The 15779-nt window shown below is 69.4% G+C and carries 15 protein-coding genes, 1 tRNA gene and 1 pseudogene; 9 read left to right on the top strand and 8 right to left on the bottom strand.

The window, feature by feature from the left end:
- Positions 1–75: 75 nt before the first annotated feature.
- The 4 genes and pseudogenes from IPK71_02545 to IPK71_02530 all read left to right on the top strand — a co-directional run bounded on the left by IPK71_02545 (position 76) and on the right by IPK71_02530 (position 3000).
- The gene (locus IPK71_02545) at positions 76–354 is read left to right on the top strand and encodes a hypothetical protein (protein ID MBK8212602.1); all 279 of its coding nucleotides are present in this window, start codon (positions 76–78) and stop codon (positions 352–354) included.
- 110 nt (positions 355–464) lie between these two features.
- Positions 465–1211: pseudogene (locus IPK71_02540) on the top strand (MBOAT family protein).
- Positions 1212–1281: 70 nt separating this feature from the next.
- A complete protein-coding gene (locus IPK71_02535; GenBank protein MBK8212601.1) occupies positions 1282–1863 on the top strand; it encodes a hypothetical protein in 582 nt (193 codons plus the stop codon).
- 18 nt (positions 1864–1881) lie between these two features.
- Positions 1882–3000 (top strand): glycosyltransferase family 4 protein, encoded by a 1119-nt coding sequence (locus IPK71_02530; protein ID MBK8212600.1) that lies wholly within the window; start codon positions 1882–1884, stop codon positions 2998–3000.
- A gap of 22 nt (positions 3001–3022) precedes the next feature.
- On the opposite strand, the gene IPK71_02525 is transcribed toward IPK71_02530, so the two are convergent.
- The 4 genes from IPK71_02525 to IPK71_02510 form a co-directional block, all read right to left on the bottom strand.
- On the bottom strand, positions 3023–4219 hold the full coding sequence (locus IPK71_02525; GenBank protein MBK8212599.1) for a hypothetical protein: 1197 nt from the start codon (positions 4217–4219) through the stop codon (positions 3023–3025).
- Between the two features lie 42 nt (positions 4220–4261).
- Positions 4262–6199, bottom strand: a complete 1938-nt coding sequence (locus IPK71_02520) for a hypothetical protein (GenBank protein ID MBK8212598.1) — start codon at positions 6197–6199, stop codon at positions 4262–4264.
- Positions 6192–7376, bottom strand: a complete 1185-nt coding sequence (locus tag IPK71_02515) for a glycosyltransferase family 2 protein (GenBank protein ID MBK8212597.1) — start codon at positions 7374–7376, stop codon at positions 6192–6194. Before IPK71_02515 ends, IPK71_02520 begins: the two co-directional genes overlap by 8 nt.
- A 105-nt stretch (positions 7377–7481) precedes the next feature.
- Positions 7482–9440, bottom strand: coding sequence for a hypothetical protein (locus IPK71_02510; GenBank protein MBK8212596.1), 1959 nt, complete (start codon positions 9438–9440; stop codon positions 7482–7484).
- Between the two features lie 135 nt (positions 9441–9575).
- On the opposite strand from IPK71_02510, the gene IPK71_02505 reads away from it, so the two are divergent.
- The 5 genes from IPK71_02505 (at position 9576) to aroC (ending at position 13609) form a co-directional block, all read left to right on the top strand.
- Entirely contained in the window at positions 9576–10274 is a 699-nt protein-coding gene (locus IPK71_02505; GenBank protein ID MBK8212595.1) for a class I SAM-dependent methyltransferase, read from the top strand.
- 46 nt (positions 10275–10320) lie between these two features.
- Positions 10321–11094 (top strand): class I SAM-dependent methyltransferase, encoded by a 774-nt coding sequence (locus IPK71_02500; GenBank protein ID MBK8212594.1) that lies wholly within the window; start codon positions 10321–10323, stop codon positions 11092–11094.
- An 89-nt stretch (positions 11095–11183) separates the two neighbouring features.
- Positions 11184–11256: transfer RNA gene (locus IPK71_02495), tRNA-Lys, on the top strand.
- Positions 11257–11431: 175 nt separating this feature from the next.
- Positions 11432–12409, top strand: a complete 978-nt coding sequence (gene galE / locus IPK71_02490) for a UDP-glucose 4-epimerase GalE (GenBank protein MBK8212593.1) — start codon at positions 11432–11434, stop codon at positions 12407–12409.
- A 123-nt stretch (positions 12410–12532) separates the two neighbouring features.
- A complete protein-coding gene (aroC, locus tag IPK71_02485; GenBank protein ID MBK8212592.1) occupies positions 12533–13609 on the top strand; it encodes a chorismate synthase in 1077 nt (358 codons plus the stop codon).
- A gap of 16 nt (positions 13610–13625) precedes the next feature.
- On the opposite strand, the gene IPK71_02480 is transcribed toward aroC, so the two are convergent.
- Genes IPK71_02480 through IPK71_02465 form a run of 4 tightly spaced genes read right to left on the bottom strand, consistent with a single transcriptional unit; the run spans position 13626 to position 15656 of the window.
- The gene (locus IPK71_02480) at positions 13626–14171 is read right to left on the bottom strand and encodes a cytochrome b/b6 domain-containing protein (GenBank protein MBK8212591.1); all 546 of its coding nucleotides are present in this window, start codon (positions 14169–14171) and stop codon (positions 13626–13628) included.
- Positions 14168–14560, bottom strand: coding sequence for a hypothetical protein (locus IPK71_02475; GenBank protein MBK8212590.1), 393 nt, complete (start codon positions 14558–14560; stop codon positions 14168–14170). The genes IPK71_02480 and IPK71_02475 overlap by 4 nt, the downstream gene beginning before the upstream one ends.
- Positions 14561–14598: 38 nt before the next feature.
- On the bottom strand, positions 14599–15042 hold the full coding sequence (locus tag IPK71_02470; GenBank protein ID MBK8212589.1) for a hypothetical protein: 444 nt from the start codon (positions 15040–15042) through the stop codon (positions 14599–14601).
- A complete protein-coding gene (locus tag IPK71_02465; protein MBK8212588.1) occupies positions 15039–15656 on the bottom strand; it encodes a TetR/AcrR family transcriptional regulator in 618 nt (205 codons plus the stop codon). The genes IPK71_02470 and IPK71_02465 overlap by 4 nt, the downstream gene beginning before the upstream one ends.
- Between the last annotated feature and the right edge of the window lie 123 nt (positions 15657–15779).

The following is a 15779-nucleotide window of genomic DNA, read 5'->3' as shown; positions in this document are numbered from 1 at the left end:
CGATCCTCGGATCGGCGCGTCGGCACCATCCTGGTGCGGCTCGGGACGGCCATCTCTCAGAGAAGGAGCTCTCCGATGAACTTTTGGAAGGTGTCGACGTTCGTGCTCACCGGGGTCGTGGCAGCGGGGATCGGCTACGAGACCACGAAGACCGCCCAGGCCGACGAGCAGCCCAAGATGCAGGCCGCGCTCGCGCAGCTCCAAGCCGCGAAGGGCAGCCTCCAGAACGCCACGAGCGACAAGGGCGGCTATCGCGTCAAGGCCATCCAGAACGTGAACGATGCCATCGAGAACGTGAAGAAGGGCATCGAGTACGACAACACCCACAAGTCGAAGGACGAGAACAAGAAGTAAGCCGTCCTCTCGACCGCAGCTCGAATCGCCGAGGGGCGCCTTTTCGGGGCGCCCTTTCGTTTTTCCATGCGTTTCTCGCTCGGCGCGCGCAGTAGGATGCCGCTGGGCGGATGCTCTTCAACAGCTTTCTGTTCCTGTACTTCTTCGCCGCGGTGCTGGTGCTGCGGTGGGTCTTGCCGCGCAAGCTCGTGGCCCCGCTGCTGCTCGCCGCGAGCTACGCGTTCTACCTCTCGTGGGGGCTCAAGTACGGCCTCCTCATCGGGGGGATGACGCTCTTCACGTACCTCGCCGCCGCCCGCATCCGCGGTGAGCGCGACCCGAAGAAGAAGAAGCGCGTGCTCGCCGGCACCGTGGTGCTGCTCCTCGTGCCGCTCGTGTTCTTCAAGTACACGGACTTCTTGCTCGCCACGGCGGGCTCCAAGGTGAAGCTCGAGCTCGCGCTGCCGCTCGGCATCTCGTTCTTCACCTTCGAGATGCTCTCGTACGTCATCGACCTTTACCGAGGCGGGCCCGAGGCCAAGAGCCTCCCCGAGTTCTTCCTCTACATCGCGTACTTCCCGCACCTCGTCGCCGGGCCCATCGTGCGCGCCGACGAGCTCCTCCCCGAGCTCGGGAAGGACCACTCGTTCGACTCCGAGAAGGCCTCGGAGGGCATGTTCGTCGCGCTCTTCGGGCTCATGAAGAAGATCGTGATCGCCGACAACCTCGGCGCCTTCGCCAACACGATCTTCACCGACCCGGGAAAGGCGACAGGGCCCTACGTGTGGCTCGGCGTGCTCGCGTACACGGGCCAGATCTTCTGCGATTTCTCGGGGTACACGGACATCGCGCGGGGCTGCTCGCTCATGCTCGGCTACGAGCTCCCCGACAACTTCGACTACCCCCTACGCCGCGTCGAACATCGCCGAGTTCTGGCGAAAGTGGCACATGACGCTCTCGCGCTGGCTGCGCGACTACCTCTACATCTCGCTCGGCGGAAACCGGCACGGCAAGCTCCTCACGTACCGGAACCTCTTCCTCACGATGCTCATCGGCGGGCTCTGGCACGGCGCGCGGTGGACGTTCGTCGCGTGGGGGGCGTACCACGGCGCGCTGCTCGCGGTGCACAAGCTCTACGCCGACGCGACCGACCCGATCCCGTGGGCGAAGCGCCTCCGCAAGAGCCCGCCGTACCGCGTGGTCGCCACGGTCGTGACGTTCGTGCAGGTCATGGTGGGCTGGGTGTTCTTCCGCGCCGAGACGTTCGAGAAGGCCAAGGCCGTGCTCGTGGCGATGGCGCGCGCGAGGGGGCCCTGGCCCGCGTATGCCGCGCTCCCGGTCGACGTGCAGCTCGTGGTGAAGCTCCTCCTCGTGCTCGTGGTCATGCACGTGCTCGGCGTGCCGAAGCTCGGGCTCACGCTCCACCGCAAGATGCCGGCGCCCGCCCGTGGCCTCGTGTGGGCGGCCATCGCCTACGTCTGCTTCTTCTACGCGACGAGCTCGCCGCTCTTCATCTACTTCAACTTCTGACCGCTCCGAGGTGAGCTCGTGCGCATACTCGTCGTGACCCACTACATGCCTCCCCACCTCGGGGGCATCGAGCGCGTGGCCGAGTCTCTCGCCGAGGGGCTCCGCGCGCGCGGGCACGAGGTGCGGTGGGTGTCGTCGGCCGTGCCCGAAGTGCCCGGAAAGAATGGAGAAATCGTGCGGGTTCGGGCGCTCAACGTGCTCGAGGAGAAGCTCGGCGTGCCGTACCCGATCTGGTCGCCGAGCGCGCCGGCCACGATGCTCTCCGAGGTGCGTCGCGCTGACGTCGTGCACGCCCACGACTGCCTCTACATGGGGTCTGCGCTCGCGGCCGCGGCCTGCAAGGCCACGGGGACCCCGCTCGTCCTCACGCAGCACGTCGGGTACGTGCCGTTCGGCAAGGCGCTCGATCTCGTCCAAGAGCTCGCGTACCGCACCCTCGGTCGCTCGGTGCTCGCGGCGGCCACGGCGCTCGTCGCGTGCGCGCCTCACGTGCCGGAGTACTTCCGTACGCTTGGTGTGAAGAAGCCATTTTCGCTCGTGCGGAACGGCATCGACGACACCCGCTTCGTGGTGCGCACCGAGGCGGATCGGGCGGCGCTCCGTGCGCGCGCGGGCATCGATCCCGCCGCGAAGGTGATGCTCTTCTCGGGGCGCCTCGTGGCGAAGAAGGGCGTCGCCAAGGTGGCCGAGGTGCAGCGCGCGCTCGCCGCCGAGGGGGTCACGCTCGTGGTCGCCGGTGACGGTCCGCTCGCGCACCTCTTCGAAGGGCTCCCGAGCACCGTGCGCCTCGGCGCGGTCTCGCCCGAGCGCATGCCCGAGATCTACGCCATGGCCGACGCCTACGTGCTCCCGTCGCGTGGTGAGGGGCTCCCGCTCGGCGTGCAAGAGTCGCTGCTCTCGGGCACGCCTGTCGTCGTGTCGGACGATCCGGCCTTCCGCGACGGGCTAGACGGCCTCGCGGGGGTGCGCTTCGTGTCCGAGGGAGAGAACCTCGCCGACGTGGTGCGTGAGGCGCTCGCGGCCGATCTCTCGCGTGACGAGGTGCGCGGCTCGGCGAAGGGCGCGTGGGGTCTCGACGCGTTCCTCACCGCCTACGAGGGCATCTTGGGAGAGGCCGCACGCTCGCGGTTCGCGTGACGAACGCCTCGCAAAGGAGGCGTCAGCGACGTGCTTGGGGCTTTTTTCCCGAGAGGTGCGGCACGATCACCTCCTCGGAGAGCAGGCGCGAGAACTTGATGCTGCCGCCCACGAGCAGGTGATCCCCGTCGCCGAAGTCGGCGTTGGTGAGGCCCGGGAAGTCGTTGTAGTTTACAAACGTAGTGCCGTGCGCCTCGGCTTGCGCCGTGAGATACGCCACGTACTCGCCGTAGTAGCTCGCGGCGTCGTTGTTGATGTCGAGCTGGCGCGCTTGAGGCGTGCCTACGATGGCGACGCTCACCCCCGCGCCTTCGAGCCGGGCGAGCGCGGCGCGGAAGTACCTGTCGGAGCCCGCGCGGTCGAAGTGCTTCGGAGGGTAGAAGTTGGGGCGGTACGCGTTCGCGCGGCCCTCGGCGCGGGAGGCCTGCACCGAGGGGGAGACCGCCCACCCGAAGCTGGCCCAGCCGAGGTCTCCGGGGTTCGCCACGCCCTGCGGCGGCGTGTCGCGTAGCACCGACGCGAGCACGTGCGTGCGCGCCCCGAACGACTGAAAGAGGCCGAGCGTGAGATCGGTGAAGGCCTCTTCGGGATCGCTCGCCGACGCGAACAGCGTCCACGCGTGGCGCGGGCGCACAGCCGCGATCCACTTGGGCGACGAGGGCACGCTCGTCGCGGGGCAGCACGTCCACTCGATGGGGCTCATGCCGAACACGAAGAGGCGCGGCTTCTTGAGGCCGCTGCGGAGCACGTCGTCGACGGAGAGCACGTACCCGGGCAAATCCCCCGCGGGCACGCCCAGGTTGTACACGGTGGTCGGTTTGCCGAGCGCGTTCGAGGCGAGCTCGGAGAGGAGCGGCGCGTTGGCGCCGTGGTAGATGCGCGAGCTCCCCACGATGACCACGTCGGCGCCCCCGCGCCTCGTGTAGTCGGCGATCTTGGTGGTGTAGGTGTCGGTCTTGGCGATGGCCTCGGGGAGGGGAGATTTGCGGTACCGCCTCTCGCCGAGCGCGAGGCACAGGGCACACACGGCGAGCGCGAGCGCGAAGGACCCGACGTCGCCTCGTTTCTTCGCCGTGCTCGGCGTGCCGGCCTCGGGGCTCTTGGCGGAGCCCTCCGGAGCGGACGAAGCCGAGGACGCGACGCGCTCGGGACCATCGCCCGTCACGGCGTCTTTGGCCTCCTCGGGGCTCGCCCGCTCGTCGTCGTCCTCACCCGCCATCGGAGCTCGATCGTACCTTCGTCACGCGCCCGTGCGAAGCCCTCACGGTGCCCGGCGCTCGTACAAGATGGCGCTGGTGCTGAACGTGAACATCGGGCCCCTCGGGGCGAAGCTGTGAAAGAGCTCGGGGTGGGCGGTGCAGTAGCCCGTGCAGACGTAGTAACGCGCACCTACCGCGTCGAGCTCGCCCGAGAGCCGTTTGTCGCCGTGCACGTAGACCACGCGGTTCGAGTAGTCGTCGTTCCAGAGCGGGGCGATGGCTTGGAGGTTCTCCGAGTAGGCGATGACCGAGCCCGGCGCGAACCCGGCGCGGAGCCGCCCGCCGTCGAGCGTCGTCGGAGCGCCGAAGCGCGGGGTCGCCTCGCGCTCGGGGTAGGGCACCTCACGCATCTCCGCGACATCCCCCGGGACGAGGTAGACCCGAGGATCCTGGATGGCGAGCGAGACGACCCCGAGCCCGCACGCCGCCGCGGCGAGCGCTCCTGCCCACGCCGGGCGCCGCAGCACCTCCGAGGCCGCGACGATCGCGACGACGAGCATGGTGAGCAGCACGCCGTGATAGCGTGCAAGATGCAGGTATTTCAGCGTCGTGTAGTGGACGATCCCGGCGAGGGCGAGCGTGGTCGCCATCACGACGCGGGTCGCGTGCCTCCGCGGGAGCCCGACAGCGGGGCTCGCGAGGACGCGCGCGGTCATGAAGAGGAGCGCGACGGCCCCGAACGGCACAAGCACGTACGCGACGGCGTACCCATAGTTGAACGACGCGGCCGCCTCGCGCGCCGTGTGCGGCAAGACGTAGAACGGGTAGCTGTACTTCCCGTCGCCCCCTGGCTGGCCCGCGGCGTTCTTCCAGACGGAGAGGAAAGGCTCGATCACCTCCGCGTCCTCGAACGGCGCGCCTAGCCCCTGCCACGCGATGCCGAGGGACGGCAGCGCCACGGGCACGGGGAAGACCGGGTTCTTGAAGTGGACGGCGTTCCGCACGAAGGTGTGGATCGCGAGGGGGAGCGCGAGCGAGCCGACGAGGATCGCGCGCGCCCCGGAGGCGAAGAGCCGCCGCGGTTCGACGTGGCGCCCCATGGCGACGAGGAGCACGACGCCGCCCGGGAGGTACGCCGTGGCCTTCGCGCCGAAGGCGAGACCCACCGCGAGCGCCGTGAGCGCGAGGTAGCCGCGGGAGACGGCTCGCGCGGTCGCGAAGAAGAGCCCCACGACGAGCAGCCCCCACACGTGCGCGTCGATGTACGTCGTCCCGATTTGGATGAAGAACGCCGGGACGAGGAGGAGCGCCGCCGAGAAGCCGAGCCGCACGTCCACGCGGGACGTCAGGCGCCCGAAGAGGGCGTGGTGCGCGACCCCGACCGCTGCCATCGTCACGACCGACGCGGTCTCGATCACGCGCCGCCCGCCCACGATCGCGAAGAAGAGCTGGAGCATCTCCGACGCGCGCGGGTTGGCGTTGACGACGTCGAGCTCGGGGGGGACGTCGACCCACGCGAACCCCTTGTTTTGTATGGCAAATCCGACGATCGGCTCGTGGTACCAGAGGGCGTCGTAGCTGCGCCACGTGGGCGCGAGGTAGCTCGCGTAGACCGCGAAGAGAATGTACCCGGTCGCCCCGAGGGCGACGAACGCGACGGGGGCGTTCGCGCGGAGGGCCTCGCGGAAGACCTCGAACGGGGCGAGCGCCAGCTCCTTCATCGTGGCCACGATCGCCTTGTCGCGCTTGTACGTCGCCGCGGCGATCGCGACCGTGGAGCCGACGATCACCCCGCCGAGGGTCGCCCGCGTGAGAGCGCCGGCGAGACCCAAGAGGTAGATGGGCACGACGGCGAACGCGTTCGAGAGGAGGGCCGTCGCGACGATGCGCTCGGCGCGGGACTCGAGCTCGAGGCGGGTGGTCGCCGCGGTCGCGGAGAAGAAGATGCACGCCCCGAGGGGCCACAGGAGGTCGACGATCGCGTGCCGCGGGTCAGCCATCTCCGCGGCCCGAGCGCGCCATGTGGGCGGCCGACGCGGTCTGCGCCGTGCCCACGAGCAGACCGGCCAAGATGAACTGGAACCCCATCGCCATGAGCAGCACGCCGAAGAGCGTGAGCCGCGTGAGGGTCGGGGTCACCTCGCCCCGGTGCGTCGAGAGCCACGTGCCGAGCACGTACCCGTCGCACGCGAGCCCGCCGACGAAGAGGAGCGCGCCCACGACCACGCCCTTGTCGAACGTGAGCCAGTCGGCGAGGGCCGAGGGGCGCTTCGGCTCGGGCATCACCGCGTGGATCGCGCCGCCCATCGAGGCCGCCGACAAGCCAAGGATGCTCATCGTGAGGCCGAGGATCATGTAGTGGATGTCGAAGTAGAGGCCGCCCACGCTGAAGGGCCCGAAGAGCTGGCTTACGACGAGCACGAGCCCGAGCAGCAAGAGCACGAGCCCCGGCTGCATCATGGTTTTGTTGGGCGCGTACCAGAGGAGGAGGCGGAGGTGCCGCCACCCGTCGCGCCAGGGGCGAAGGTGAGGCGCGCGGTCGCGCTTGTCCTTGTGGAGGGTGATGGGCACCTCCACGATGGGCACGTCGGCCTTGGCGGCCTTCACGATCAGCTCCGACGCGAACTCCATGCCCGGGGAGATGAGCCCGAGGCCGAGCACCATCTCGCGCTTCATGCAGCGCATGCCGGAGTTGCAGTCGGTGATGCTCGTGTCGAAGAGCCAGTTCAAGATGCGCGTGAGCACCGGCGTGCCGAGGTGCCGGTTCAAAAACGGCATCGCGCCGGGCATGATCTTGCCGCGGAGGCGCGTGCCCATCACGTAGACGTGGCCCTCGCGCACCTTGTCGACGAAGCGCGGGAGCTCGGAGAAGTCGTACGAGTCGTCGGCGTCTCCCATGAGGAGGTAGTCGCCCCAGGCGTTCTCGAAGCCGTACTTCAGCGCGGCCCCGTAGCCCTTGTCGGGGCATTTCACGACGCGCGCGCCGGCGGCCTCGGACACCTCGATGCTCTTGTCGGTGCTGCCGTTGTCGCTCACGAGCACCTCGCCCTCGATGCCGTGCTCCTTCATCGCGCGGAGCGCCTTCTCGATGCAGAAGGTGATCGTCTTCTCCTCGTTGAGGCAGGGGATGACGACCGAGAGCTCGAGCTTCTTTTCGGGGGGAGGGGTCGATTTCACGAGGGACCTTAAGCTACGTGCGCCGCCGGCTCGGGCCGGGGCCTCGCCGCGGACGATAGAACGGCTCTCCGGCCTTTGGAAAGGAAACGGCCGGGCGCGAGCGGCCTATTTGCGGCGGTAGACCGTCCCGAACCGCTCCGCCTCGAGGGGGCCGACCGCCACCCAGGCCGGGCTCGAGGTGACCTGGCCGTGCAGCGCCGTGCCGCCGCCCGCGTAAATCCAGCGGATCCCGAGCTCGTCGGCCTTGCGGAGCGGGTCGGCCTCGTTGCCGAGCCAGTACACCTCGTTCGAGTAGCGGTTGTTCCACAGGAGCGACACGAAGTGCATGCCGTCGAAGCCGACCCGCGTGCCCGCGTGGACCTCGCGCTCTCGGGCCCAGCCGGTGGGCTCGTGGACGCCCGCGCCGAAGCGCTGCGCGAGCTCGCGCTCGGGGTACGGCGTCACCACGATCGACTTGACCTGGTCCCACATGAGCCAATACCGGCGCGCGGCCGGCGTCCAGAGCGTCATCATGATCGCCGTCACCTGGAGCATGAGCGGCACGCCCTCGGCGAAGCGCTTCGTGCGCTCGTGCGACGCGACCCACGCGACGAGGCCGAAGAGGAGCCCGACCATCGCCGTGTGGTAACGCCCGATGTAGAGCGCAGGGGACGCCATGAAGGCCACGAGGGTGGGCAAGGCCAGCATCGACGCGAGCCTCGCGCGGGAGGCCCGATCCTCGTCGATCGGCTTCTTTCGTAGGCGTTTCCACACGAGATCGCGGAGCACGACGAGCGGGAGGACGAGCGCGACGAGCGTGCCCACGGGCCACACGAGCCAGCTCACGCCGGGCCCGTAGTCCGCGATCTGCCACGAGTGGTCGCCCCACGTGTTCGTCCAGGGCATCGCGACGATCTTGTCGTAGAGGTCGCCGGGGGCGACGTTCGCGTTCACGCGCTGGGTCGTGGGGAGGTTGTCGTCGAAGAGCACGTTCGTGCCCACCCAGTGGATGCCGAGCTTCGGGACGTCCACCGAGAGGTCGGGCCAGACCGGGTTCTTGAAGTTCAGGTAGTTCCTGAGGTGGGTGAACGCCACCATCCCCACGAGGAGCGCGCTGCCGCCGCCGACGATCGCGCCCGTCGTGCGGGCCCCGAGCTCTTTCCGGTGGCGGATGAGCCTCACGAGCACGAGCACCGCGAGCACGAAGCCCGGGATGAGCAAGAAGGTCTTCGTGCCGACCGCCATCGTGAGGGCGACGATCGCGAGCCACGCCTCGCGCGGGCGGAGGTCCTTCTCCGAGGCGTAGAAGGTGGCCGTGACGAAGAGCGCCGCGGCGTGCGGATCCACCATGGTGCTCTGGAGGAGGCGCGCGTTGCCGGGCACGAGCAGGAACGCGACGGCCCACGCGATGGACACCACACGATCGCCCGAGTAGCGCTTCGCGAGCAGGTACACCGAGCCCATGAGCAGCGGCACGAAGACGAGGTTCGGCGCCTCGACGAGCGGGCGGCCCGCCCAGATGCCGAACCAGAGCTGCGTCATCTCGCCGAAACGCTGGTAACCGTTGATCTTTTGGAGGTAGGTCGGCAGCTCGACCACCCGGAACCCGTGGTTCTGGATGGTGAAGCCCACCATCGACTCGTGGTACCAGAGGCAGTCCCAGTCGCGCCAATTGGGGGCGTAGTAGACCGCGATCGCCGTGACCACGAGGAAGCCCGTCGCGAAGAGGAAGCCGAGCCCCATGAGGCTCGTGGACTTGGCCGTCTCCCACGCCGCGCGGAACGGCAGGATCGTCACGTCGCGGAGCGCCCGCGCGAGGTCCTTCGGGGAGAGGCCGCGGCGCTTCGCGAGCGCGAGGAGCCCGAGGGACACCACCGCGACCGTCGTGCCGAGCACGGGCCGGTAGAGCACGTTCGTGATGCCGAGCGCGTAGATCGCGCCGCCGAGGATCGCGTTGAGCAGGAGGCTCGCGGCGACGGCGAGCTCCGCGGGGCTCTGCGCCGGCGCCCCGTCTTTCGGCGCGACGCGGGCGGTCGCGAGCGCGGCGAGGTACGCGAGGGTCGTGAGTGCGGCGAGGGCGACCATTCGCGGCGCACGCTAAATCAGCGGGCCCCAAGAGCGAAAGGATTGTTGCGGCCGTCGCGGCAACGTGGAGGGTGAGCAAACGTCACGTACCCGGCCGGCGGGATCGCCCGGTCTTCTGTGGTAGAGACGGCGCGCATGAATGAGGGCAAGACCCGGTTCGACCCGCCCATCTGGGACCACCAACGCCACGTGCTCCGCGCGCTCCGCATCGCGATCGAGGCGTGCGTCCCGAAGCTCGGGCTCCGGACGGGCTCCCGCGTGGTGGACCTCGGCTGCGGGGACCGCCCCTACGTCTCTCTCTTCGAGGGGCAGGGCGCGACGTACGTCGGGTGCGACATCGACGGCGATCCGGACGTGCGCATCGTCCCGGGCGAGCCCATCCCGCTCCCGGACGGCCACGCGGACGTGGTCGCGAGCTTCCAGGTGCTCGAGCACGTGTGGGACGTAGACGCCTATCTGAAGGAGGCGAAGCGCCTGCTCGCGCCGGACGGGAGGCTCCTCCTCTCGACGCACGGCACGTGGCTCTACCACCCGCACCCGACGGACTTCCACAGGTGGACGCGCCCGGGCCTCGTGAGGACGATCGAGTCGGCGGGCTACGTCGTCGAGCACGTCGAGGGCGCCGTCGGTCCCTTGGCCTGGACGACCCAGTTCCGCCTCCTCGGGCTCCGCCACGCCCTGAACGCGGTGCCCCTGCTCGGGCGCGTCGCCGTACCGCCCATGGCGACGCTCATGAACCTCCGCATGATCGTGGAGGACTTGGTCACCCCGAGCGGCATCACCCAAGACAACGCGGCGATGTACGTCGTCGTGGCCCGCCCCATCCGCGACTGAGCGCGCTCGCCGACGTGTTCGGCAAGGAAAAATCCAGGAGATCGTCATGAGCCGTACCCTCGCCCCGCGCAGCGTCATGAGCCGCTTCTTTCCCCGTAAGGCGAACGACTGGGTGCGCCAGGCCGTCGAGCAGGTCACCTACCCCCCCGACCTCTCCGCCGAGGACGTCGCGCTCTGCGAGTCGGTCGCGGACATCACCATGACGAGCCCCGAGCGCATCGTGGCCCTGCGCGACGCCGTGCGCTACGTCGTCGGCAACGGCATCGAGGGGGACGTGGTCGAGTGCGGCGTGTGGCGCGGCGGCAGCATGGTCGTCGTCGCGAAGACGCTGCTCTCCCTCGGGAGCATCCGCGATCTGTACCTGTGCGACACCTTCGAGGGCATGAGCCCCGCGACCGAGCACGACAAAGCGTTCGACGGCCGCTCGGCCGACTCCATGCTCGACGCCACGGCCCGCAAGGAGGGCAACAGCGTCTGGTGCATCGCGGGCGAAGAGGACGTGCGCCAGAACGTCGGGCGCACCGGGTACCCGGGCGAGCGGCAGCACTTCGTGCGGGGCAAGGTCGAGGACACGCTCCCCGCGGCGGCCCCCGAGAAGATCGCCATCTTGCGCCTCGACACCGACTGGTACGAGTCGACGAAGCACGAGCTCGAGGTGCTCTACCCGCGCCTCGTCGACGGGGGCGTGCTCATCCTCGACGACTACGGCTACTGGCAGGGCGCCCGGAAGGCCGTCGACGAGTACTTCGCGAAGCAGCCGAAGAAGCCGCTCCTCCACCGCATCGACCTCACCGGCCGCATGACGGTGAAGCGCGCCTGAAAACGCGGGTGTGAGGCCTCGGCCGGAGGGGCTGTCTTTTTTTCGTTGACTCGAATGGCCCGGGGGCGTACCAAGGCGCCCTCACCGACGGGCGAATAGCTCAATTGGTAGAGCAGTGGACTCTTAATCCATTGGCTCAGGGTTCAAGTCCCTGTTCGCCCACCGTCGAAAGACCCGGCTCCCCGCCGGGTCTTTTTTTTTTGCCCTGGGCCCCGGGGTCGATGGGCGGGACCGACCGACGTTGGCGCCAAGTGTGCGAATTCGTTCGATCTCGCTCTTCCCCCCGCCGAAAGCACCCGCTGGCGTGCGCCGGGGCTCTGCTAAGGTGCGAGCCCTCATGGGGAGCATCCTCGTTACGGGCGGCGCGGGCTACATCGGCTCGCACATGGTGAAGACCCTGGTCTCGGCGGGGCGCGACGTCGTCGTCCTCGACGACCTCTCGAGCGGCCACGAGGACGCCGTGCACCCGAAGGCCCGCTTCGTCCGTGGCGACATCCGCGACAGCGAGAAGGTCCGCAAGATCGTGGCCGACCACGCCGTCGAGGGCACGATCCACTTCGCCGCGAAGATCCAGGTCGGCGAGTCGATGGTGAAGCCCCGGATGTACTTCCAGGACAACCTCGTGGCCACGCTCGCCCTCCTCGAGACGCTCCTCGACGCGAAGGTCGGCACGTTCATCCTCTCGTCTACCGCGGCCGTGTACGGCGATCCCGAGTACACCCCCATCGACGAGGACCACCCGAAGCGCCCGGTGAACACCTACGGCGAGTCGAAGCTCTTCATCGAGCACGCGCTCCGCCGCTACCACGACGCGTACGGCCTGAAATACGCCGCGCTCCGCTACTTCAACGCCTCGGGCGCCGACCCCGCGGCGGGCCTCGGCGAGCGCCACGATCCGGAGACCCACCTCATCCCGCTCGTGCTCGACGCGGCCGCGGGCAAGCGCGCCGACATCGGCGTCTTCGGCGACGACTGGGACACACGCGACGGCACCTGCGAGCGCGACTACATCCACGTGCTCGACCTCGCCGACGCCCACCTCGCCGCGTTCGACCACCTCGCGCGCGGCGGCGCCTCGGGGGCGTACAACCTCGGCACCGGCCGCGGCACCACGGTCAAAGAGATCATCTCGGCGGTCGAGACCGTCACGAAGCGCAAGGTGCCCGTGAGCATGAAGCCCCGCCGCGACGGCGATCCGGCCGTGCTCGTGGCGAGCGCCAAGAAGGCCGAGGCCACCTTCGGGTGGAAGGCGAAGCGCGCCGATCTGCTCGGCATCGTGGGCGACGCCTGGGCGTTCCACCAGCGTAAGGTCTGAGCCTCGCCAACCGTCGAAAACACCAACGGTTCTCGTCTGTTACGCGCCATCGTGTGCATGGTGCGGCGCGGGGCTCGGTGTCACGGGGCACCCGTGGGCGGCCGCTCCCTGTAGAGTGTTTCCGTGGGCAATACCTTCGGGCACCTCTTTCGCGTGACCACCTGGGGCGAGTCGCACGGCGTCGGGATCGGGGCCGTGGTCGACGGGTGCCCGTCGCGCCTCGCCCTCTCCGAGGCCGACATCCAGCCCGATCTCGATCGGCGCGCGCCGGGCCAGAGCAAGCTCGTCACCCAGCGAAAAGAGTCGGACACGGTGCACATCGAGAGCGGCGTCTTCGAGGGGCTCACCCTCGGCACGCCCATCGCGCTCCGCATCGTCAACGAGGACCAGCGCTCGGGCGACTACCGCGAGGTCGCCGAGAAGTACCGACCGAGCCACGCCGACTACACCTACGACGCCAAATACGGCCACCGCGACTACCGCGGCGGAGGGCGCACGAGCGCGCGAGAGACGGCGGCGCGTGTGGCCGCGGGGGCGATCGCGCGGAAGCTCTTGGCCTTGCGCTACGGCGTCGAGATCGTCGCGTGGGTGTCGAAGGTGGGCACCATCGTGTGCCCCAACGAGGACCTCACCGTCACGCGCGAGAAGGTCGACGAGACCCCGGTGCGCTGCCCCGACCCCGAGGTGGCCGCGCGCATGATCGAGCGCATCGAGGCCGCGCGAAAAGGCGGAGACTCCGTCGGAGGCGTGGTCACGTGCGTCGTGCGCGGGTGCCCGCCGGGCTGGGGTGAGCCCGTGTTCGACAGGCTCGAGGCCGATCTCGCGAAGGGCATGCTGAGCCTGCCGGCGAGCAAGGGCTTCGAGATCGGGTCGGGGTTCGCCGGCGCCGAGCTCTCGGGCCTCGAGCACAACGACCCGTTCTTCATGAAAGACGGCCGCGTGCGCACCGAGACGAACCGCTCGGGCGGCGTGCAGGGCGGCATCACCAACGGGGAGCTCGTGTACTTCCGCGTCGCGTTCAAGCCCACGGCCACCGTGATGCACGAGCAGCGCACCGTCACCCGCACCGGCGAAGATACGACCTTGCGCGGCCGCGGGCGCCACGACCCGTGCGTCTTGCCGCGGGCCGTGCCCCTCGTGGAGGCGATGAGCGCCCTCGTGCTCATCGACCACGCCCTCCGCCACGAGCGCGCGCGGTAGGCGACGAGCCCCGCCCCTACTTGAGGAACGGGATCATGCGCCCGAGCACGCCGCCCTTGCGGACCTGGTGAATCATCACGCCCGCGACGTGGGCGAAGACAAGGCCGAGCAAGGCGAAGACCAGCGCCTCGTGAGCCTGCCGTGGCACGAGCGCGTGCAGGTCCGGCGCCTCGGGCAGGCGACCGCCGAGGTAGTCCGGCCAGGCGCTCGTCGCTCCCGTGGCGAAGCCGCTCGCGCCGATCGCGAACGTGACGACGTACAGCAACACGTGGACGAAGCCCATGCCCATACGGTGCACGGGGGGGAGCTCGAGCGGCGGTGGTTTTGGCCCTCGCGCGCGCAAGACGAGCCTCGCCACCGTCAGGATCATGAGGCCCGCGCCAAGCAGCGTATGCAGTCGCGAGAGGAGGAGCCGTGCCCCCGAGCCCGCGGGGGCGTCGGACATGACGAACCCGGCTCCTGCGAGCCCGATGACGAGGGCTGCCCCCGCGGCGTGGACGATCATGCTCGCGCGTGGCCAGCGCGCTTCTTCTCCGTTCGTGGCGAGGGGATCGGAGCTCATGGCGTTCCTTTCGAGGTGGAGCCTTCGCCCCAGTGGCGAAGCGAGAGCACGCCCGAGGCGACCACGGACGCGGTCATCGCGATCGCCCCGAGGAGCACGAACACCGGCGACAGCCCGAGGTAAACTTCACCGAGGATCCCGAGGGGCATGAGGAGCCCGCCGATGCCGAGGGCGGCGGCCGCGGAGCGTGCCTTGTCGCTCGCCGTGTCGAGCTTCGCGAGCACGAAGCCGAGCGCCACGTTGAGGGTCGCGAAGAGCGCCCCGTGCACGTGCGCGAGCCTCGCCTCGAAGTGTTTGCCCTGCGAGTAGCTCGCGACCCACGCCTCTTTGTCGGGGGCGAAGTCGCGGAGGTAGATGAGGAGGAAGCCGTACGCCATGAACGCTGCCATGACGAACAGGCCGACAGCCACGTTGTAGCGCCCGGTCTTCAATGGTGATGCTCCTCTCCGCGGCCCATGTGGTGCACGAGCAAGACGAGGTCGGTGCCCGGGTCGGGGAGCACCGAGTGGGGCACCTTCGGGGCGAGGACCACCGCGTGCCCCGGATCGAGCTTCAGGCGCTCTTTCCCGGCCACGACGGTGCCGCTGCCCTTGAGTGACTGAATGGTGACCGGCACCGCCGAGTGGTGCTCGGGGAGCTCCGTGCCATTCCGGAGGACGATGGTCGCGAGCTTGAGCGCGGGCTCGTCGACGATCACGCGCGCCTCGCGAGGCTCGCCCGGCCCGGGGGACACGGGCAGCTCGACGACGCGGATCTCGGTCCCGAAGGGCGCCGGCCCCGCGTGAGGGGGAGGCGGGGGCGCCGCGCACCCGAGCGCGGAGAGGGACGAGAGGGCGAACGTGAGGGAGAGAGCGACGGAGAGCTTCGTCACGATGGCTTCTTTCGAGGCGCGGCCTCGGTTCTGGGTGGCGTAAGGAGGGTGAGGAGCCCCTCGCGCACGGCCTTGGCCTCGAGCTCGCGCTCTTTGACCTTCCCGTTGGCGAGGGCGAGCACTTGGACCGTGCCCATGACGACGGCGGTGAGCGCGGCCTCGGGAACGTCGCCGCGGATGGTGCCTTGGGCCTGGCCCTCCGCGATGCAGGCGCGGAGGAACGCGCGCGTCCTCGCGACGCAGGCCGCGAGCCGCTCGGAGCCGCCCTTGGTCATCGCGAGCGACACCTGATCGGACAGGACGAGCCTGAGGATGCCGAGCTGCTTGCCCACTGCGGAGCTGCGCGCCGCGACGAAGCGCTCGAGGCGCTCGAGAGGGGGGAGGCTCGGGTCGGGGAACGTCGCCTCGAGCACGCTCTCGACCCGCCCGACCACCGCGTCGAGCAGCGCCTCGAGCGAGGCGAAGTGTTTGAAGATGGCGCCCGTGCTGAGCCCCACCTCGGCCGCGAGGCTGCGTGTCGACAGCGCCGCGATGCCCTTGGTCGCGATGATGTGCAAGGCCGCGTCGGCCAGCTCGACCTGCCTGTCCTCGGATTTGCGGCGCTGCTCGCCCATGCGCAAGTAAGTAACTGCTTACTTGCAACGGCGCAAGGAGCCCGGCCCACCGTGCCTGCAAGTGCCTGAAACCCATAGGGAATACCGGGCCGGAGAAAAAACGCGGCCCGCGGGGAACCTCGG

Source organism: Myxococcales bacterium, from assembly GCA_016712525.1.
Taxonomy (GTDB): domain Bacteria; phylum Myxococcota_A; class Polyangia; order Polyangiales; family Polyangiaceae; genus JAAFHV01.
This window is presented reverse-complemented; position numbering and strand designations above follow the sequence as displayed.

What these genes read in the sequence shown, in the direction of transcription:
- IPK71_02475 (MBK8212590.1), bottom strand. Translation starts at nt 14,560, where the DNA reads ATGGCAGCGTTCATGGCGTACGGCTTCCTCCTCATCTACCTCCGCGAC.
- IPK71_02500 (MBK8212594.1), top strand. Translation starts at nt 10,321, where the DNA reads ATGAGCCGTACCCTCGCCCCGCGCAGCGTCATGAGCCGCTTCTTTCCC.
- galE (MBK8212593.1), top strand. Translation starts at nt 11,432, where the DNA reads ATGGGGAGCATCCTCGTTACGGGCGGCGCGGGCTACATCGGCTCGCAC.
- IPK71_02480 (MBK8212591.1), bottom strand. Translation starts at nt 14,171, where the DNA reads ATGAGCTCCGATCCCCTCGCCACGAACGGAGAAGAAGCGCGCTGGCCA.
- IPK71_02535 (MBK8212601.1), top strand. Translation starts at nt 1,282, where the DNA reads ATGACGCTCTCGCGCTGGCTGCGCGACTACCTCTACATCTCGCTCGGC.
- IPK71_02525 (MBK8212599.1), bottom strand. Translation starts at nt 4,219, where the DNA reads ATGGCGGGTGAGGACGACGACGAGCGGGCGAGCCCCGAGGAGGCCAAA.
- IPK71_02545 (MBK8212602.1), top strand. Translation starts at nt 76, where the DNA reads ATGAACTTTTGGAAGGTGTCGACGTTCGTGCTCACCGGGGTCGTGGCA.
- IPK71_02505 (MBK8212595.1), top strand. Translation starts at nt 9,576, where the DNA reads ATGAATGAGGGCAAGACCCGGTTCGACCCGCCCATCTGGGACCACCAA.
- IPK71_02465 (MBK8212588.1), bottom strand. Translation starts at nt 15,656, where the DNA reads ATGGGCGAGCAGCGCCGCAAATCCGAGGACAGGCAGGTCGAGCTGGCC.
- IPK71_02520 (MBK8212598.1), bottom strand. Translation starts at nt 6,199, where the DNA reads ATGGCTGACCCGCGGCACGCGATCGTCGACCTCCTGTGGCCCCTCGGG.
- IPK71_02510 (MBK8212596.1), bottom strand. Translation starts at nt 9,440, where the DNA reads ATGGTCGCCCTCGCCGCACTCACGACCCTCGCGTACCTCGCCGCGCTC.